The following is an 18,662-nucleotide window of genomic DNA, read 5'->3' as shown; positions in this document are numbered from 1 at the left end:
ATGTCCAGCAAGCACAAGAACGTTACGGATAAAGCTGTTCGTTCAGTTGGTTCTATTTCAGAGGTGTCTCGTCGTTTTGAATTTCAGTCAGTTCAATCAGTTGCTAACTGGATTGCTAAAAATCGTGTTCCATCTGAACGTGTGATTCAGCTTTGTCAGTGGGGTAACTGGAGTGTAACTCCCCATCAGCTGCGGCCTGATATTTATCCAAATGTTCAGGATGGGTTACCAACCTCAGAACCAGAATAAGCAACTTATTGTTGTTTTTAAACTACCAAAAGGAAAACGTGATGGTAGAGCAAAGTCTTAAAGAAGTAGTAAAAGCGATGTGCAAGGTAGTCCCTGGCGGGCGTGAAGCGATGGCTGGCGCGTTGGGTATGACTATGACGCAGTTCAACAACAATTTGTATGAGAAGAACGGTTGCCGCTTCTTTGAAGTGGTCGAACTGGAGGCAATGGAGGATATCTCCGGCACATCTGCCCTGGCTGATTATTTCGCCCACCGCCGTGGTGCGCTGCTGGTGGAGGTTCCTAACCTGGAAGACCTGGATCGTGTTGACTTATTCAGCAGGGCAATGCGTACCGCCGCCGCGCGCGGTCAGGTTGACCAGATCATTGAACAGGCTCTGGAAGATGGAGTGATCGAGAAACATGAAGCAGACGAGATTTACGAGCATCACCGCCGCCACCTGGCCGCGCGTGAAGAAGAGATTCGCGCCATTGTCACGCTGTTTGGCCGTAAAAAGAAGTGACGCCCGCGAGTGTGCAGCTCCGGGCGCCGTGGCAGATAAATCTATGTGTATGGAGAAATCCGCATGAGCAATTTAACCGCAAATTGTCATTTGCCGCAACTCAGGATGCACTCTGTTCCGGGCGTTCCTTTGTTTCGGTATGAACGCATGGTATCAGGCCGCTGGGTGCCATGTAACTACAAGCGGGCAGCTGGAATTGTAGGTGTATTCAACAGGAGGGTCGCAGAATGGTACAGCAAATGAATCAGAACGCTGGTGGTGCTCTCTCGCCTGTATTTACTTCCAGCCAGATAAAAATGAGCAGCCGCGAGATAGCTATGCTCACTCAGAAACAGCATAAGCATGTTGTTCGTGACATTGAGTCGATGCTGGAGCAGCTTGGAGAGTGCCCAGAAGGGTATGCCCACTTCTGGACACACCCCCAGAACAACCAGACTTACCGAGAATATCGCCTAGACCGAGAGCACACTGAATGCCTGATTGCCGGTTATAGCGCCATTCTACGCATGAAAATAATCCGTCGCCTGCGTGAGCTGGAAGGGGAGTGTGCGCCAATGCCGCAGACCCTACCGGAAGCACTACGCCTGGCCGCAGATATGGCAGAGCAAAACGCACGCCTTGAAAGTAAAGCCCAGTTGGACGCGCCAAAAGTCGCTTTTGTCGAACAATATGTCGAGGCTGGTGGCGCCAAAAGCCTGCGTGAGACGGCGAAGATCCTTAACATGCCGGAAAAAGCGATGATCGACGTGCTGCTGCGTGACAAGGTTTTGTTCCGCCAGTCCGGCAATCTGCTACCTCATGCCCTGCGGCAGCGTGATGGCCTGTTCACTGTCAAAACCGGCACGTCTGATTTCGGTCATGCCTATACGCAAACCCGCGTAACACCTCGTGGCGTCCAGTGGATCGCCGAGCGCTACGCCTCCGAATTGATGGGGGGCTAACGTGACAGAGCATATTCAACCCCTGAACCGATATTACCGGGATCATCACGGCATTGTCGTGAATGTGACGGGTTATGACGCAGCCGGACAGCGTGTTATCTACCGCCGCCCGGGTTACGAATGGGAGTGCGTAGCGCCGCTGATTGTGTTCCGCGCAAGATTCAAGAGGATGGACAAGTGAGCAGCAAACTTCATGGCCTTGTATGGGAAGGGTGCGCGCATGCTGGCCTGATACTTTCTCGCGTGGCTGTCATGGCGCGTCTGGCTGATTACAGCAACGATGAAGGGTTATCGTGGCCGGCGGTGGAAACCATCCAGCGCCAGATCGGTGCTAAAAGTAAAACCACAGTCTCGGCGGCAATTGATGAGCTGGAGCGTGATGGCTGGCTGACGAAGACCGAGCGTAAGTCTGGCGGTCGCAACCTGAGTAATGTTTACCAGATCAACGTCGACAAACTGGAAGCTGCCGCTTCTGTAGCCAGAACGGCAAACAAGGCGAAAAAGCGCAGTACACGCACCATCCCCCCAATTATTGACCCCTCAATAAATGACGGGTTAACGGTTGACCCGTCAAATATTGACCCATCAACCGTTGGTGTATCAACGGACGATGATTCCAGCCCGGCTAAGGGGTCAATGGTTGACCCCGATCCGTCAGTAACTACTGATCCGTCAGATAAGGGATCTTCTTGTCCGGGTGCTACGCCACCGGACGAAGATTCCGATGATGATTCTTCAGAGGAGAATTTCACTTCCCGACATCCCGAAGCGGTTGTCTTCAGTGCGAAGAAACGTCAGTGGGGCAGCAGGGACGATCTGACCTGCGCTGAGTTTATCTGGGGAAAAATTATCGTGATGTACGAGCGGGCGGCAGAAGCCGACGGTGAGGTGGTTCGTCCCAGAGAGCCAAACTGGACCGCATGGGCGAACGAAGTGCGTTTGATGGTGGCGCAGGATGGCAGGACGCATAAACAAATCTGCTCGCTGTTTAAACGCGCTAACCAGGACAAGTTCTGGTGCAAGAACATCCTCAGCCCGTCAAAGCTGCGAGAAAAATGGGATGAACTCTCGTTAAAACTCAGCGCGTCAGCAGCGCCGCAGCAATCCGGCCCCGTCAGCGGCGGTCACTGGAATAGCCCTGAAGCCTGGGAGAACACGCTATGAACAAACTGATTTCAGCAGTCAATAACCGTGACGCTGGCATGCTGGCGCACATGATGGGCCACCAGCAACAGCGAGTGGTCAATGCCGAAGCCGAAAAGCTGGTGGATGCGCTGTTTGAAAATCTTCTGCGGATCTTCCCGGCGGCACAGAACACGGTATTGCGGACGGCTGAGGACGTGGCCGCCATGAAGCGGCAGTGGATTCTGGCTTTTGCCGAAAATGGCATTACGACCGTTGAGCAGCTTCGTGCCGGGATGCGCATGGCGCGCCAGCAGGGTAATGACTTTTGGCCGTCCTGCGGCAAATTCATTGGGTGGTGTCGTGAGAGCGCCCGCCTCGCTGCTGGTTTGCCTTCTGATGATGACGTTATGGATGAGTTTCAGCGTTATGCGCGTGAGCGCCATCAATACGCAACCCCGGAAGACTTTCCATGGGCCCATGACGTTATGTATTGGGTCGTCCTGGATGTTCGCCACCTGATGCACCAGCACAACTACACCGAAGCTGAGGTGTTACGGTCGATTAAATCCCATATGCGCAAGTGGGAGCGTGAGCTGGAAGCCGGAAGGGGGATCCCGAAACCAGTAATGCAACTGGCGGATAAACGCCGCCCACCATCTGCGGCAGACCTTCTTGATCCTACAGGCTCAGCGGCTTTTCGACAGGCTGGTGATGCATTTCTGGCACGTATCAGAGCAAGGCAGCAGGGCGGGGCGGGTAAATGAGATACGGATCTGTATGTAGTGGCATTGAAGCTGCAAGTGTTGCCTGGGAATCATTGGGCTGGCAGCCAGCGTGGTTTGCTGAAATCGAAGCCTTTCCGTCTGCGGTACTTGCCCATCACTGGCCTGATGTAACCAATCTTGGCGATATGACAAAAATCGCTACTGCGGTGCGATCTGGTGACGTTGCAGCGCCAGATGTGCTGGTGGGCGGTACGCCTTGCCAGGCTTTCAGTATTGCCGGTTTGCGCAATGGCCTGGGCGACGAGCGCGGGCAGTTAACCCTTTCTTACGTGGAATTAGCGAATGAAATTGACGACAAACGCCGCGAACGCGGAGAAGAAGAAGCCATCATCGTCTGGGAAAACGTCCCCGGCGTTCTCAGTAGCAAAGACAACGCGTTTGGCTGTTTTCTGGCAGGACTTGCCGGGGAAAGCAGTGAGCTGCAGCCAGCAGGGGGAAAATGGACGCACGCAGGTTGTGTGTCTGGACCACAAAGGGTTGTTGCCTGGCGCGTCCTTGACGCTCAATTTTTCGGAGTGGCCCAACGCCGCCGCCGTGTGTTCGTTGTCGCAAGTTCTCGAAAAAACTTCGATCCCGCAGCGGTACTTTTTGAGTTCGACAGCGTGCGCCGGGATACTCCGCCGCGCCGAGAAACGCAATCGGAAGTTGCCAGTTATGCTGGAAAACGCGCTGACAGCGGTAGTCACTGGGATAACCCGGCCAACCCACACCCAACCCTGAACCAGTCCAACAACATTGGTGGTATTGGTGCCAGCAATCAGGAGATTTTTAGCCAGCGTGGCTCTGGCCTTGTGTCGGATGCTTACTCTGATGTTTCACGTACTCTTCTTGCGAAAGAAAACGACAGCACCGCCGAGGATCTGGAAACCTATGCCGTCGTTGGTTCACAAACTCAATACGGGGACGAAATCGCTGGCACGTTAACTGCTCGCCATGATTCATCGCCTTGTGCTGATCGCGGCATGAACGTACTTGCTTTTGGCGGCGGTAATACCAGCGGAAATATAGATGTTGCAGCATGCCTGACGGCTAAAGGCCAGCGTATTGATTTTGAAGTCGAGACATTTGCCGTGCACGGCACACAGGATCCAGATACTAACCGGGAACTGGCACATACGCTGGGACGTAATCATGGTCAGGAAAATGCCGTGTGCTATGGATTTAAACCCGGTCAGGGCAGTAAAGCCAGTGGCATTGGCTGGGCTGAAGAGCAAGCCCCTACGCTGACGGCTGCCAATAGCGGTTCTAATCTGGCCCCAGCAATAGCGTTGCAAACTGATGTAACACCAAAAGCCAGCATAGAATTGGCATTCACGCTGAAACTTCCGTCATTGAGTGGTGGAGGCCAACCAGCCGCCGCAATGACACCTGATCTGCATGTTCGCCGTCTTACACCGATCGAATGCGAGCGCCTTCAGGGATTTCCTGATTTTCATACGATGATCCCCTGGCGTGGAAAAGAAGCGGCAGCCTGCCCGGACGGCCCGCGCTACAAAGCGATAGGCAACTCTATGGCTGTGCCGGTTATGCGCTGGATCGGTGAGCGTATCGCAATAGCTGTTAACGCTAACAAACTCCCTCAGGTCGTGAGTTTCTCTGGCGGCAGAACGTCGGCTTATCTCGTTCACTTGATGGAACAGAAACGCAAGGCCGGGGAGAACGTGCATTTTACCTTTATGGATACCGGAGCAGAGCATCCCGAGACCTATCAGTTTATCCGGGATCTCGTGACTCATTGGGGGATACCTCTCGTCTGCCTTCGCGTGGTGGTTAACCCAGTGCTCGGGCAAGCAAACAGCTATCGCATTGTTCCATTGAGTGAGATAGGCCCAGACCTTCAGCCGATGCGCGATATTTGCGAGAAATACGGAACGCCATACGTCCACGGCGCGTTCTGTACCCGCACCATGAAAATGGAAGTTTTTGAACGGTACTGTAAGGACACGTTTGGTGAATATCAGACATGGTTAGGCATCAGGGCTGATGAACCCAAAAGGTTAAAAAGCAGGGATGGCGTCAGCTATCTTGCCGAGATCAGTCCATTTGAAAAACAGGATGTTCTCACATGGTGGAAGGATCAACCATTTGACCTGGGTATTCCTGAGCATCTGGGAAACTGTGTTTTTTGCATCAAAAAAGGAATCAATAAAATTGCCCTCGCGGCACGCGATGAACCGGTTATGGCTGCCGAGTTCTGGAAACTGATAACAGATCCAGCCGTGAGGGTAGTTGAACGCCGCCAACAGGAAAACAAAATCATGTATCGCGGGAACAACTCTCTTGAAAGTGTGATCGCTTTATTTGCTGATCACTCCCGCGATGAGATTGCAGCAACGATAAGGAGCAAGGGTGGCTATGATTCCGGCTCTTGTACTGAAAGTTGTGAAGCATTCGCATGCGATATCAGCACAGATGATGGTGCGCCAGTTGAAACCGAATCAACTCCACGCAGCTGGCAGCGCCCGTTCCTTAAATGGGCTGGTGGAAAATATTCCCTGCTGCCTGAACTGGATCGCATGATCCCAGCGGGTAAACGGCTGATTGAACCATTTGTGGGGGGCGGTGCAGTATTCCTGAACAGCTACAACCACGCTGATTTTCTGCTGGCAGACGTTAACACCGATCTGATCAACCTGTATCAGATGCTGGCTGTGGTGCCTGATGAAGTTGAGAAACACGCTCGCGTAATGTTTGAAAGATTATGTAATCCGGAGGGTTACGAGTCGATCAGGCGTGAGTTCAATGCACAGACTTTAAGCGCTGTTGAGCGCGCTGCCGCATTCCTGTATCTCAACCGGCACTGTTTCAACGGATTGACGCGATATAACCTGTCGAACCAATTTAATGTTGGCTGGGGCAAGCCAAAAGCGCCGTACTTCCCGGAAAACGAGATCAAAGCGTTCGCTGAAATGGCTCACAACTGCGTGTTCATGCATGCCGGGTTCCGTCACACTCTGGCCTTGGCCGGTTCCGGGGATGTAGTTTATTGCGATCCTCCGTATGAGCCGTTGCCTGGAACCAATGGGTTTACGGCCTATGCTGCTGGTGGGTTCAATTGGGACGAGCAGGTAGCGTTGGTTGAATGCTGTGTCGCTGCTCACCAGCGTGGAGCCAGCGTAGTCATTAGTAATTCCGGTTCCCCGCGTATAGCTGAACTATACAGCCAGTATGGTTTTACGCTGCATCATATCAAGTCCCGTCGCTCTGTATCCTGTAAGGGCGCCACTCGTGGTACTGCAACGGATGTCATAGCAACGATGGTAGGTTCTGTATGAGAGCGCTGCTAACCCCTGAAGTTGTGCCACGCCTTGGCGTGGTACTGCTCAAACCGGGCAAAGAGTTAATGCGCCTTTTCTCCGCGGGGCGCGTGCTGGTGGAGTCTGAACCAGAGAACATGGCCAGGCTGTCAACCGGCCGTGTTCCTGATGCCCGGCAGCCGTTGGCGGAGGATGAAGCGCTGATCCCATTTTTCACTGATGAGAGGGTGATCCGTGCTGCGGGTGGTCTCTCCGGGCTGGATCACTGGCTTGAGCGGAATATCGGTGAATGTCAGTACCCGCATTCGGATTATCACCATCATGAGCTGGTGACCATGCGACACGCCCCGGGCGCGATGATGCTCTGTTGGCACTGCGATAATAAACTTCGCGAGCAGTCAACCGATCTGCTGGCTGGTATAGCGCGCCGTAACGTTATTGACTGGATCATTGATACCGTGCTGGTCGGCCTTCGGTTTAATCGTGAGCGGGAATTGTCGATCGCTGAGCTGTGCTGGTGGGCTATTTATGTCGGTGTGTCAGATGCCATTCCGGAAGAACTGGCAGCCAGAGTGATGCAGATGCCCTATGAACCGTTCCCATCTGTATATAAAGAAAGCGACATTATTGCCGCAGATAACCGACCAACCGTCGCCCTGCAGAGGAGGATAAAAACGGCTGGATCGTTAAAAAGGTGCAGGCCACAGGGAAATCAGCAGGTAGTGCAGGAGCCAAAGGTTATTGCATTGAGCGCAGATCCTGAATCACCGGGGTCGTTCATGTTACGGCCTAAGCGCCGCCGCTGGGAGAATGGTAAGTATACGCGCTGGGTTAAAAGTCAGCCCTGCGAGTGCTGTCGCCGTCCGGCAGACGATCCGCATCATGTTATCGGTCATGGGATGGGTGGCACTGCTACCAAAGCCCACGACCTGTTCGTGTTCCCTCTGTGCAGAGAGTGCCACGACAAATTGCATGCCGATGTAGCGGCGTTCGAACAGAAATATGGCACACAGCTGGAACTGCTGTTTCGTTTTCTGGATCGGGCGCTGGCGATCGGCGTAATTGTTAAAGCGTAAGTGTATGGAGCGCTAATCTGAATGAACTTACAGGCCATTGAATATACCCGTATAGAAGTAAGGCGCGCCCTGGCGAATTTATCTGAAGGGACAAAGGGGCAACTGCAGGCGTTTAGCGAACATCCACCGGCAGACAAAAATAAAACGCCCCGCTGCGGGCAGCCTCTTATCGAACTGGAGGGTGGGGAAGGCTGTGGACACTCGATTGCGAAGGCATTAACTACGCCTGTTTATGTGCTGGAAACGAGAAGCCGGCGGCGACCGTTCCCGCCAATGCAGGATCTGGAATTTAGTTACGCGCCGTGGCGCCGGGTAATCAATTCACTGGATGACTACCAGCAGGCATGGATCCGTTACTGCTACGGTTTCGATCTGAACTTCAGGTACCAGACGCTGATGTGCCAGCATGTATGGAATGAGTTTCAGAATTACAGGGTAGAGAAGAAGCTGCAATCACGGGTAGTGAAAAAACTGGTCGGTCTTGTCTGGCTGGCAGCGCAGGAGGTGGCCGCGGCCAGAAGCAATGACACATATAAAGAATACGCCGGCGCGGCGCTGGCGCGAATGATGTCTGTGGATCGTTCAACCTGGTTACGTGTGTATGCATCGCACTGGGCGAGATTTAAAACGGCATTCGTCGAGCTTGACACTCAGGCGCTGCAAACGATCCTCATCAGGCGCGAAGGGCTGGAAGTGGCTAATACGCTGGAAATGTGACCTAAATTTCACTAACTCCGTCTAATGTGCTTGCAAAATGCAACAAAATGAGCCATATTTAAGGCTAATTTGATATTTTGTCAAAACTGTATCTAACCTCGTTTCGGCGGGGTTTTTTTATGTCTTTTGCAAAGACTTCTTGCTGCTGTCGGCGACCAGAGTTATCTGTATGTCACACTATTTTTTAAGGTAAAAGACATGCCAAATCAGCAAGATATGACAGAAGAAGCGAAAGCAATTCTTAATGAACTAAGTACAACGCCAGCGACCGCTGGGGAAATTGCAGAGAATACACACCTGAGCCTTGCACGCTGTGAATTTATACTCACGCAATTAGTGATGGCGGGGTTTTCGTTTTATCAATTCGGATGTTATAAGCGCCTCCAGTAATGGTGGCTATTGGCTGTGAAAATGGGCGGCTGGTGGGTGTTGGAGCACGCCACCAGCCATTCGCTCATGTTTGAGGTCACAAGCGAACCGAGGCCCACCGCTTTAGCGCTAAAGCACAGTGAGCCTATCAGAGTCCCGCTTACTGATCTATGAAAAATACTGTGAAAATAAACAGTGTTGAGTTAATCAACGCTGACTGCCTGCATTACATCGCCACCCTTCCTGATAACTCCATCGACCTGATTGTTACCGATCCGCCTTACTTCAAGGTGAAGCCAAACGGATGGGATAACCAGTGGAAAGGGGATGAAGACTATCTTCGCTGGCTCGATCGCTGCCTGGCTGAATTCTGGCGAGTGTTGAAACCTGCCGGTAGTCTTTACCTGTTTTGCGGCCATCGACTGGCTGCAGATATTGAAATCTTAATGCGCGACCGTTTCAGCATCCTGAACCACATCATCTGGGCTAAACCCAGCGGTCGATGGAATGGCTGTAATAAAGAAAGCCTGCGCGCGTATTTCCCGGCCACTGAGCGTGTTCTGTTTGCTGAGCACTATCAGGGGCCATGCAAGCCCAAAGACGATGGCTACGCGGCAAAATGTGGTGAACTCAAACAGCATGTGCTGACACCGCTTATTGCCTATTTTCAGGATGCGCGGGAAGCGCTTGGCGTTACCTCGAAACAAATCACTGAGGCCACCGGCAAGAAGAACATGGTTTCGCACTGGTTTGGTTCAAGCCAGTGGCAGCTGCCGGGTGAAGCGGATTACCTCAAATTGCAGAAGCTTTTCACCCGGATCGCTATCGAGAAGCATCAGCGTGCCGAACTGGCGCAGCCTCATCACCAGCTGGTGGCAACATACCAGTCACTGAACCGTAAATATTCCGAACTGCTGGAGGAGTACAAATCCCTTCGGCGGTATTTTGCCGTGTCGGTGGCCGTGCCATATACCGACGTATGGACGCATAAACCCGTCCAGTTTTATCCCGGCAAACATCCCTGCGAAAAGCCTGCTGACATGCTGAAGCAAATCATCAGCGCCAGCAGCAGACCCGGGGATGTGGTAGCTGATTTCTTCATGGGCTCCGGTTCCACGTTAAAAGCGGCGATCGATTTAGGCCGTAAGGCCATTGGCGTCGAGCTGGAAACAGAGCGGTTTAACCAGACCGTTGACGAAATCAGAGCGTTACCAGAAAAATAAACGGCTCACATCATGAGCCGAAAACTTCATTAATCGGCTCACCACGTCTGTCACGCTGTGGTGGTCATCCCTTTTCAGGTTCAGGGTTTCATCCTCGATATAGCCATGTAGCGCCACGGCCCTGAAGCCTGAATTTCCCCCAACACAGCACCCCGATGATTTTCGGAGGTGAGAGAGATGCACAGACTTATGCCTGACAAAATTGCTTCGGCTGTGGGGTATTGCGCATCAGGCGGCCTCATTTGCTGGGGCGGTGTCGCCAGATGGGTGCATGACCTTGACTGGAACCTTATTGCGGTCGTTGGCGGCTTTGTGATTGGCCTGCTGACTTTCTTCGTTAACTTCTACTTCAAGCGGCGACAGACCAAAGCCTACGAACAGGCGCTGGCACGCGGTTACGTCACGCCACCTCCTCAGGACAATTAATATGGCTTCAGCCAGAGCAAAACTAAGCGCTGCAATGCTGGCGCTTATCGCTGCTGGCGCATCTGCGCCGGTACTGATGGACCAGTTCCTCAATGAAAAAGAGGGAAACAGCCTGACGGCTTATCGTGATGCAGGCGGTGTCTGGACAATTTGCCGCGGTGCCACGCTGGTGGACGGTAAGCCAGTGGTTCAGGGTACGAAGTTGACTCAGGAAAAATGCGACAAGGTGAATGCCATTGAGCGTGATAAAGCGCTGGCCTGGGTGCAGCGTAATGTTCATGTGCCGTTGACTGAACCGCAAAAGGTCGGCATTGCTTCATTCTGCCCGTATAACATCGGCCCGGGGAAGTGCTTTCCCTCCACGTTCTATCAGCGCATCAACGCTGGCGATCGGAAAGGGGCGTGTGAGGCTATCCGCTGGTGGATTAAAGACGGTGGTCGCGATTGCCGGCTGACCAAAGGCCAGAAAAACGGCTGCTATGGTCAGGTTGAGCGTCGGGATCAGGAAAGCGCGCTGACGTGCTGGGGGGATTGATCAGTGAAGCCGGGTAGCATTTGCATCATTGCAGTTGCCTTGCTGGCTGGCTCTTTTTGGGCTGGCAGTGAGTGGACGAATCGCGACTGGAAAACAAGGTGGGCTGACCGCGACAGTCAAGAGTCTTCACAGGCTGCTAATGCGCAGACCGCTGCCCGCATGATTGAACAAGGGAGGGGCATTGCCCGTGATGAAGCCGTTAAAGATGCGCAAGCGCAGGCCAACAAATCTGCTGCCACTGCTGCTGGTCTGTCTGCCACTGTTAACCAATTGCAGCAACAAGCCAAAAAACTCGCTACCCACCTGGACGCCGCAAAGCACACCGCAAATCTTGCCGCTGCCGTCGGAAGCAAAACAGCCAGCGCCAACGCCGCAATGCTCGCCGACATGCTCGGAAGCCTTGCAGACGAAGCTAAATACTATGCTGGACGATCTGACGAAAGCTACCGCGCCGGAATGACTTGCGAAAGAATTTACGAGTCGGTGAGAGAGTCGAACAACAACCCTATTAATCAGGAGCCTCGCAAATAGCGGGGCTTTTTAACAAGTAAGAGAGGAAACAAGATGACTGTAGTTCTGACCGCCGAGCAGATTGAAGAACTGGCTACGTTTTCGAAAGAAGATGGTCAGCCACAATACACCATCACTACCGCAACGATCCCAGAGTTTGAAGCTGATGATGGCAAGGTTATTCCGGAGTATACGGGCCTGGTCGCATACTCAGACTCGCTGGAACACGGAGTTTTACAGCTGGAGCAGTAAGCATTACAGCAGGCATTCACTGAGTGCCTGCGATAATGCCACCCCTCAGTAACCAACATGACTAAAACCTTCATCTGTATCGCCAGTGGGCCATCGCTGACGCGGGGCGATTGTGCCCAGGTAAGCGCATCTGGCTTACCGGCGATTGTCGTTAATAATTCCTGGCAGATGCTGCCCGATGCTGCGGTGATTTTTGCTTCGGATTGTTGCTGGTGGGAAGAGCATTACAGCACTATCAGATCATCAGCTGCACGGTGGTGCGGTGATCAGTTTACCGCTCGTCGCTTTGGCATTAACTACTTTCCTTCGACGTTGCCTGGTTCCTATAACTCCGGGCAGCGGGCTATAGAACTCGCAATCCATTTTGGAGCCAGCAGGATCCTGTTGCTGGGCTATGACTGTTCAATACGTCACGGCACCCACTGGCACGGTAACCACCAGCAGCTGGCCAACCCGGATAAATTCAGCGTGGCGCGTTGGCATGACGAATTCAGTCGCCTTAATGCCATTGCTGGTGGTGTCGAGATTATCAACTGCTCCCGCTATACGCGGCTGACCTGTTTTCCCCGACAGCCTTTAGAGGCTGCGCTTTCTCAGTAGGACATCTATGGCATTAAGACGAAAAGTCAGCATCCGCGGGATGTACGGGCTTGGAGACTCCATTTATCAGCGCGCATTTGTGCGCCAGTATCCCGGGGCTTTCCTGCGAACCCCATGGCCGGAGCTTTATTCCGATCTGGATGTGCGGTTTGTTCGCTCCAATACCAGCCTGCGCACTCAGCGTAAAAACGAAGAGAGAACGGGCGTGACTTACGTTCGGGAGCCGGCGAGGCCTTCGGAAGTTCTGACCATCTTTTATGGTGCGGAAGAGCTGAAAAAAGGCTCCATTGTCGACGCCATGACGTGGCAGTTTGGCAAGGCGGCCAGCGTATTCGATTTGCCGTCGTATGGTGAATCCCCTGTGACGGCGGATAAGCCGATCGCCGTGATTCGTCCTGCCACCGTCCGCAAAGAGTGGGCGAACCCGGCACGCAATCCTGATCCGAAATATCTGGCCGCCGCCGCGCGAGAACTCCGCAAGCACTTCTACGTAGTCAGCCTGGCGGATCTGGAAGAGGACGAAGAATGGCTGGTTGGCGAGCAACCGGAAGCCGATTTGCAGCTGCATCAAGGCGAGCTGTCAGTAACTGAAATGCTGGCACTGGTTGAGCATGCGGCGGTGGTGGTTTCCGGTGTGGGCTGGGCGTTACCGGCTGCAATCTGCTACCAAACGCCAGTGTTTATCGTGCAGGGAGGCTGCGGCGCCCATAACGCTCCCCATATCGTTACCGATCCTGATATGGACCTTTCCTGTGTAGGTTGGGCTCAGCCTGATGATTACTGCATGTGCGCCAGCATGGATCACGATTGCAGCAAGCACATTTCCGGATTCAACGACAAATTCAAAGGCTGGTTACATGACATCGTTCTCAAATGAACTGCAAAATGGCCTGGTGTGGTTGCCCGAGCTGGGTATGGGGCGTTATCCCGTTCCCGCTGCCCGGCCATATGATGCGAACTATTTCGCCAGATACCGCCAGATGGCTGAAACCTCAATGGGCCTCCAGCTGACTACGGCGCGCCTGCTGCTGGTTGGTCGCCATTATCTGGGGAAAGTACTGGATGTGGGGATTGGCTCCGGCAAGTTCGTCGAGTGTCGCCCGGACACGTGGGGATATGACGTCAACCCGGAAGGCGTTGCCTGGCTGCAGGCCCGGATGCGCTGGGCTGACTTATATGCTGCTGATACTACTTTTCCGGCGCTGACATTCTGGGATTCACTGGAGCATATCGATGAGCCAGAGGCGGCTGTAGCGAAAGCAGGCCAGTGGGTGTTCGTGTCACTGCCTGTATTCAGGGACGCCGAGCATATATTGAAATCCCGCCACTACCGCAAAGATGAGCATATCTGGTACTGGACGCACAACGGTTTGCTGAAGTGGTTTGATGCTCAGGGCTTTGCGTGCATTGAGCACAACACTATTGAGAGCGCGCTGGGCCGCGACGGCATCAGCAGTTACGCCTTCCGGAGGAAATAGCATGCCGCCGAGAACGCCAAAAGCCTGCAGAAAACGAGGATGCAGGAATACCACAACGGATCGCAGCGGCTACTGTGACGAGCACAAAGGGGATGGCTGGCAGCAGTACAAGCCCGGTCAGACCCGCCACCAGCGCGGTTATGGCACGGTCTGGGATCGTCGTCGTATGCGGATACTTGCGCGTGATGGTGGGCTGTGCTGCGAGCACCGCAGGCAGGGGGTGGCAGTTGTGGCAAAGCATGTTGACCACATCATTCCTAAATCTCAGGGGGGTACGGACGACGATGGCAACCTTCAGAGCCTGTGCGCCGCCTGTCACCGGGCGAAGACGGCCCGCGAAGGGCGCAGCAGGGGGGCGGGGTAAAATCTCTACCGCCTTTGCCTTCCCGGACTGCCCGCCTCGTCATATTTTTACGCGCCCAAAATAAGAAACTTTTTTCCGGAAGGCGACGCCTATTGATCAGGAGGTATTTATGGGTGTATCCGTACGATCTTCCGGCGGCGGTCGAAAAAGAAATTTACCCACTGGGCAAACCAGCAAACTGACCAGAATTGCACCTCCTCCGGAGTTGATGGGGGATGTGGCGATCCGGCTATGGAAAACCCAGAGCAAAATTTTAATTGAGCGGGGTGTGTTCGAGGTCGAGGATGCGCCGATCCTTCTCGCGTACTGCAATGCGTTTCATCTGATGATTGAAGCCGAAAAAGTTATTGCAAAAGAGGGGCTGACCGTCTCCAGTGAGATGGGCGGGGAGAAGAAGCACCCCGCTATCAACGTCAGAAATGACTCTGTTTCTCAGGTTGCCCGTCTGGGTTCGCTTCTCGGACTTGACCCACTGAGTCGACTACGTATGACCAGCGGTAAGAATGATCCGGACGATGCAGGGAATGAATTCGATGAGTTTGATTGATGGCTACATATCCGAACGTCAATGCGGCGAACCAGTATGCGCGGGACGTCGTGAACGGGAAGATTCTGGCATGTCGGTTAACCATTCTTTCCTGTCAGCGTCACCTGGATGATCTCGAACGCGCGAAGGATCCAAACTGGCCCTATCGTTTCGATAAGAATAAGGCTGAACGTTTTTTAAGATTTTCTCAGAAGATGCCCCACACTTCCGGGGAGTGGGCGCGGCGTAAGCTCAGGATAGAGTTTGAGCCCTGGCAAAAATTCTCCCTTGGTGTTCCTTTTGGCTGGGTACGCAAAGACACCGGGTTTCGCCGCTTTACTGAGATCTATATCGAGGTGCCGCGTAAAAACGGTAAATCCGCGATAGCGGCGGCGATCGGCAATTATATGTTCTGCGCCGATGGTGAATATGCCGCGGAAGTATACTGTGGCGCCACGACAGAAAAGCAGGCGTGGAAGGTGTTTGCGCCGGCGCTGGCGATGGTGAAAAAGCTGCCGTCTTTGCGTCAGAAATTCAGCATTAAGCCCTGGGCTAAACGGATGACCCGCCCGGATGGTTCCGTTTTTGCGCCAATCATCGGTGACCCGGGGGACGGTGACTCACCATCCTGCGCCATTATTGATGAGTATCACGAGCATGATACCGATGCGCTCTATACCACTATGACAACGGGTATGGGCGCGCGTGAGCAGCCTGTGACGCTCATCATTACCACCGCAGGATATGACATTTCTTCCCCCTGCTATGAAAAGCGTGCTCAGGTGGTTGAAATACTGGAGCGCATCAGGGAAGGAGGCGAAAACGAGGCCATATTTGGCATCATCTATACCCTTGATGATGACGACGACTGGACAAAGCCCGAAGCGCTGATAAAGGCAAACCCAAACTACGGTGTGTCGATAAAGGAAGGCTTTCTCAGGGCTAAACAGCTGCTGGCCATGTCCACCCCCAGCCAGACCAACAAGATCCTCACCAAACACTTTAACAAGTGGGTGAGTTCGAAAGCCGCCTTCTACAACCTGCAGAAGTGGATGGCAGCAGCAGATAAAACGCTGAAGCTGTCAGATTTTGCCGGGGAGGAGTGCTACCTGGGTATTGACCTGGCGTCGAAGCTGGACCTCAACGCCGTTGCGCCGATCTTCAGGCGAGAAATCAACGGACTTAGCCATTTTTACTGTGTTGGCCCGATGTTCTGGGTGCCAGAGGATACGGTGTATTCCACCGATCCGGCGTTGAAAACAACGGCAGAGCGTTATCAGTCATTCGTCAATCAAGGGGTTCTGGTGCCCACCGACGGCGCAGAGGTGGATTACCGAATTATTTTTGAGTCCATCCTCCAACTGCGCGAGTCGGTGAAGATAGCGACATGCCCGATTGACCCCTACGGGGCGACCAGCATTTCCCATATGCTGCTGGATGAAGGCCTGGAGCCCATAACCATTACCCAGAACTACACCAACATGAGCGATCCAATGCGTGAAATCGAAGCGGCAATCGCTGCCGGCCGTTTTCATCATGACGGTAATCCGCTGATGAACTGGTGTGTTTCTAACGTGGTCGGGAAGTATCTTCCGGGCAGCGATGATGTCGTTCGTCCGGTGAAAGAGGGTGGCGGCAACAAGATTGATGGTGCGGTGAGCATGATGATGGGTGTTGGCCGCGCAATGCTGAATGAGCCAAAAGATTTTCTCTCCAATCTCGATCCAGACGAGGACGTTTTATTCCTGTGAAATCACTAATTATCGATGTCGCCGGGCTGTCTGGCTTTGGCGCGCTGGTGGGCGGTATTTACCTCAAATACGGCGCAGCGGCAGCGCTTATGGCTGGTGGTGCCGGGCTTCTGTTATGGGCACTGCTGGCGGCAAGGGGATCAAAATGCTGATTAATGCCATGTTCAGAAGCAACTCGCTTGAAAATCCTGCGGTTCCATTGACTGCTGAAGCGGCCGAAAACGACGGGATTTTTAACGGTGACGTGATCGTTAACCCCAAAACGGCGATGAAGCTGGCGGCGGTGTATGCCTGTATTTACGTCATTTCCTCCAACGTTGCCCAGATGCCGCTACACGTTATGCGGCGAACCGGGAAGTTTGTGGAGCCGGCACGGGATCACCCCGTTTTTTATCTGGTTCATGATGAGCCGAACGACTGGCAAACCAGCTACAAATGGCGCGAACTGAAGCAGCGCCACATTCTCGGCTGGGGGAATGGCTATACCCACGTTAAGCGCAATCGCCGGGGGGAAGTTATCCAGCTTGAAGCCTGCATGCCATGGGAAACGACGCTGCTGAATACCGGCGGGCGCTACACCTACGGCATGTACAACGAAGAGGGCTCTTTTGCTATCAGCCCTGACGACATGATCCACATCCGGGCGCTGGGGAATAACCAGAAGATGGGGCTGAGTCCGATTCTCCAGCACGCTGAAACGATCGGTATGGGGATGAGCGGGCAGAAATATACCGAGAGCTTTTTTAGCGGAAATGCCCGTCCGGCGGGGATTGTGTCGGTAAAAGGGGAACTTAACGACAACTCCTGGGATCGTCTCAAAAAGATGTGGCAGAAAGCTTCTGCCATGCTGCGAAGCCAGGAAAACAGAACCATGCTGCTGCCGGCAGAGCTTGACTATAAAGCGCTGACTGTCTCCCCCGTTGATGCACAGCTCATCGACATGATGAAGCTGAACCGCTCAATGATTGCCGGAATTTTCAACGTACCGGCACACATGATCAACGACCTGGAAAAAGCGACATTCTCCAATATCTCCGAGCAGGCCATTCAGTTTGTGCGCTACACGATGATGCCCTGGGTGACGAACTGGGAGCAGGAGATAAACCGTCGCCTGTTCACCCGTGCCGAGCGGGAGGCCGGGTATTACGTCCGCTTTAACCTGACGGGCCTGCTGCGCGGTACGCCGAAAGAGCGTGCTCAGTTCTACCATTTTGCCATCACAGATGGCTGGATGAGCCGCAATGAGGCCCGTGCCTTTGAGGATATGAATCCCAAAGAGGGGCTCGACGAGATGCTGGTGAGCGTCAACGCTGCCGATCCGGCAAAAGATTTTAAAGACGACGATAAAACGGAGGGCAATTCCGATGAGTGACGATCGGGAAACACGCTGCTACAGCGGCGAGGTCAGGGCCGAGCAGCACGATCAGCAGCCGACGCGCATTATCGGTTATGGCTCGGTGTTCAATTCGCGCTCTGAACCGCTATGGGGGTTCCGCGAGATTATTAAGCCAGGCGCGTTTGATGATGTGCTGGGCGACGATGTGCGCGGCCTGTTCAACCATGATCCTAACTTTATTCTGGGGCGCAGCGCGTCCGGCACGCTGACGGTTTCGACCGATGAGCGTGGTTTACGTTATGACATTGAAGCACCTGACACCCAGACCATCCGCGATCTGGTGCTGGCACCGATGCTTCGCGGCGACATCAACCAGTCCAGTTTCGCCTTCCGGGTCGCCCGGGACGGCGAGCGCTGGTATGAGGATGAAGAGGGCGTGGTTATTCGTGAAATTTCGCGCTTCTCGCGTCTCTTTGATGTCAGCCCCGTAACGTATCCGGCGTACCAGGAAGCTGATTCCGGGGTTCGCTCCCTGAAAGCCTGGCAGGAAGCACGCGACAGCGGCGCGCTGAAGCTTGCCATTAACCAACGAATGGCGCGCGAGCGCGTCCTGACACTTCTTAATGCATAAGGAAACAT

The 18,662-nt window shown here is 53.7% G+C and carries 24 protein-coding genes; all 24 read left to right on the top strand.

The window, feature by feature from the left end; translation table 11 throughout:
- The 24 genes from FKM52_RS10350 to FKM52_RS10230 all read left to right on the top strand — a co-directional run bounded on the left by FKM52_RS10350 (nucleotide 1) and on the right by FKM52_RS10230 (nucleotide 18,654).
- Complete coding sequence (locus tag FKM52_RS10350; protein ID WP_141176111.1) at nucleotides 1–249, top strand: YdaS family helix-turn-helix protein; 249 nt, start codon at nucleotides 1–3, stop codon at nucleotides 247–249.
- 41 nt (nucleotides 250–290) lie between these two features.
- Complete coding sequence (locus FKM52_RS10345) at nucleotides 291–752, top strand: YmfL family putative regulatory protein (protein WP_141176110.1); 462 nt, start codon at nucleotides 291–293, stop codon at nucleotides 750–752.
- A gap of 227 nt (nucleotides 753–979) precedes the next feature.
- Nucleotides 980–1,693 carry a phage antirepressor KilAC domain-containing protein gene (locus FKM52_RS10340; RefSeq protein WP_246085521.1) on the top strand — a complete coding sequence of 238 codons (714 nt, stop codon included), beginning with the start codon at nucleotides 980–982 and terminating at the stop codon, nucleotides 1,691–1,693.
- Nucleotide 1,694: 1 nt separating this feature from the next.
- A complete protein-coding gene (locus FKM52_RS10335; protein ID WP_141176109.1) occupies nucleotides 1,695–1,874 on the top strand; it encodes a DUF4222 domain-containing protein in 180 nt (59 codons plus the stop codon).
- Complete coding sequence (locus tag FKM52_RS10330; RefSeq protein WP_141176108.1) at nucleotides 1,871–2,857, top strand: helix-turn-helix domain-containing protein; 987 nt, start codon at nucleotides 1,871–1,873, stop codon at nucleotides 2,855–2,857. The genes FKM52_RS10335 and FKM52_RS10330 overlap by 4 nt, the downstream gene beginning before the upstream one ends.
- Nucleotides 2,854–3,582, top strand: coding sequence for a replication protein P (locus tag FKM52_RS10325; protein ID WP_141176107.1), 729 nt, complete (start codon nucleotides 2,854–2,856; stop codon nucleotides 3,580–3,582). The genes FKM52_RS10330 and FKM52_RS10325 overlap by 4 nt, the downstream gene beginning before the upstream one ends.
- Nucleotides 3,579–6,878, top strand: coding sequence for a Dam family site-specific DNA-(adenine-N6)-methyltransferase (locus FKM52_RS21970; RefSeq protein ID WP_246085520.1), 3,300 nt, complete (start codon nucleotides 3,579–3,581; stop codon nucleotides 6,876–6,878). Before FKM52_RS10325 ends, FKM52_RS21970 begins: the two co-directional genes overlap by 4 nt.
- Nucleotides 6,875–7,936, top strand: coding sequence for a DUF968 domain-containing protein (locus tag FKM52_RS10305; protein WP_141176106.1), 1,062 nt, complete (start codon nucleotides 6,875–6,877; stop codon nucleotides 7,934–7,936). The genes FKM52_RS21970 and FKM52_RS10305 overlap by 4 nt, the downstream gene beginning before the upstream one ends.
- Nucleotides 7,937–7,957: 21 nt before the next feature.
- Nucleotides 7,958–8,653 carry a bacteriophage antitermination protein Q gene (locus FKM52_RS10300; RefSeq protein WP_141176105.1) on the top strand — a complete coding sequence of 232 codons (696 nt, stop codon included), beginning with the start codon at nucleotides 7,958–7,960 and terminating at the stop codon, nucleotides 8,651–8,653.
- Nucleotides 8,654–8,851: 198 nt separating this feature from the next.
- Entirely contained in the window at nucleotides 8,852–9,043 is a 192-nt protein-coding gene (locus FKM52_RS10295; RefSeq protein ID WP_141176104.1) for a DprA-like winged helix domain-containing protein, read from the top strand.
- Between the two features lie 149 nt (nucleotides 9,044–9,192).
- Nucleotides 9,193–10,245, top strand: a complete 1,053-nt coding sequence (locus FKM52_RS10290; protein ID WP_141176103.1) for a DNA-methyltransferase — start codon at nucleotides 9,193–9,195, stop codon at nucleotides 10,243–10,245.
- 177 nt (nucleotides 10,246–10,422) lie between these two features.
- Nucleotides 10,423–10,671 (top strand): class II holin family protein, encoded by a 249-nt coding sequence (locus FKM52_RS10285; protein ID WP_141176102.1) that lies wholly within the window; start codon nucleotides 10,423–10,425, stop codon nucleotides 10,669–10,671.
- A gap of 1 nt (nucleotide 10,672) precedes the next feature.
- The gene (locus FKM52_RS10280; RefSeq protein WP_141176101.1) at nucleotides 10,673–11,206 is read left to right on the top strand and encodes a lysozyme; all 534 of its coding nucleotides are present in this window, start codon (nucleotides 10,673–10,675) and stop codon (nucleotides 11,204–11,206) included.
- Between the two features lie 3 nt (nucleotides 11,207–11,209).
- On the top strand, nucleotides 11,210–11,737 hold the full coding sequence (locus FKM52_RS10275) for a DUF2514 domain-containing protein (protein WP_141176100.1): 528 nt from the start codon (nucleotides 11,210–11,212) through the stop codon (nucleotides 11,735–11,737).
- A gap of 33 nt (nucleotides 11,738–11,770) precedes the next feature.
- Nucleotides 11,771–11,968: a hypothetical protein gene (locus FKM52_RS10270; RefSeq protein ID WP_141176099.1), complete on the top strand. Its 198-nt coding sequence runs from the start codon at nucleotides 11,771–11,773 to the stop codon at nucleotides 11,966–11,968.
- Nucleotides 11,969–12,025: 57 nt separating this feature from the next.
- Entirely contained in the window at nucleotides 12,026–12,568 is a 543-nt protein-coding gene (locus FKM52_RS10265) for a hypothetical protein (protein ID WP_141176098.1), read from the top strand.
- Nucleotides 12,569–12,575: 7 nt separating this feature from the next.
- Nucleotides 12,576–13,445, top strand: coding sequence for a glycosyltransferase family protein (locus FKM52_RS10260; RefSeq protein ID WP_246085519.1), 870 nt, complete (start codon nucleotides 12,576–12,578; stop codon nucleotides 13,443–13,445).
- Nucleotides 13,426–14,046: a methyltransferase domain-containing protein gene (locus FKM52_RS10255; RefSeq protein ID WP_141176097.1), complete on the top strand. Its 621-nt coding sequence runs from the start codon at nucleotides 13,426–13,428 to the stop codon at nucleotides 14,044–14,046. Before FKM52_RS10260 ends, FKM52_RS10255 begins: the two co-directional genes overlap by 20 nt.
- 1 nt (nucleotide 14,047) lies before the next feature.
- Complete coding sequence (locus tag FKM52_RS10250; protein ID WP_141176096.1) at nucleotides 14,048–14,410, top strand: HNH endonuclease; 363 nt, start codon at nucleotides 14,048–14,050, stop codon at nucleotides 14,408–14,410.
- A 109-nt stretch (nucleotides 14,411–14,519) separates the two neighbouring features.
- A complete protein-coding gene (locus tag FKM52_RS10245; RefSeq protein ID WP_141176095.1) occupies nucleotides 14,520–14,957 on the top strand; it encodes a phage terminase small subunit P27 family in 438 nt (145 codons plus the stop codon).
- The gene (locus FKM52_RS10240; RefSeq protein ID WP_141176094.1) at nucleotides 14,957–16,687 is read left to right on the top strand and encodes a terminase large subunit; all 1,731 of its coding nucleotides are present in this window, start codon (nucleotides 14,957–14,959) and stop codon (nucleotides 16,685–16,687) included. Before FKM52_RS10245 ends, FKM52_RS10240 begins: the two co-directional genes overlap by 1 nt.
- Complete coding sequence (locus FKM52_RS21695) at nucleotides 16,684–16,839, top strand: hypothetical protein (protein WP_171023575.1); 156 nt, start codon at nucleotides 16,684–16,686, stop codon at nucleotides 16,837–16,839. The genes FKM52_RS10240 and FKM52_RS21695 overlap by 4 nt, the downstream gene beginning before the upstream one ends.
- The gene (locus FKM52_RS10235) at nucleotides 16,833–18,059 is read left to right on the top strand and encodes a phage portal protein (protein WP_138211575.1); all 1,227 of its coding nucleotides are present in this window, start codon (nucleotides 16,833–16,835) and stop codon (nucleotides 18,057–18,059) included. Before FKM52_RS21695 ends, FKM52_RS10235 begins: the two co-directional genes overlap by 7 nt.
- On the top strand, nucleotides 18,052–18,654 hold the full coding sequence (locus FKM52_RS10230) for an HK97 family phage prohead protease (protein WP_138211574.1): 603 nt from the start codon (nucleotides 18,052–18,054) through the stop codon (nucleotides 18,652–18,654). Before FKM52_RS10235 ends, FKM52_RS10230 begins: the two co-directional genes overlap by 8 nt.
- The last annotated feature ends 8 nt before the right edge of the window (nucleotides 18,655–18,662 follow it).

Source organism: Mixta tenebrionis (assembly GCF_006517625.1).
Taxonomy (GTDB): domain Bacteria; phylum Pseudomonadota; class Gammaproteobacteria; order Enterobacterales; family Enterobacteriaceae; genus Mixta; species Mixta tenebrionis.
Note: the sequence above shows the minus strand (reverse complement) of the source record. Positions and strands in the feature narration are given on the sequence as shown.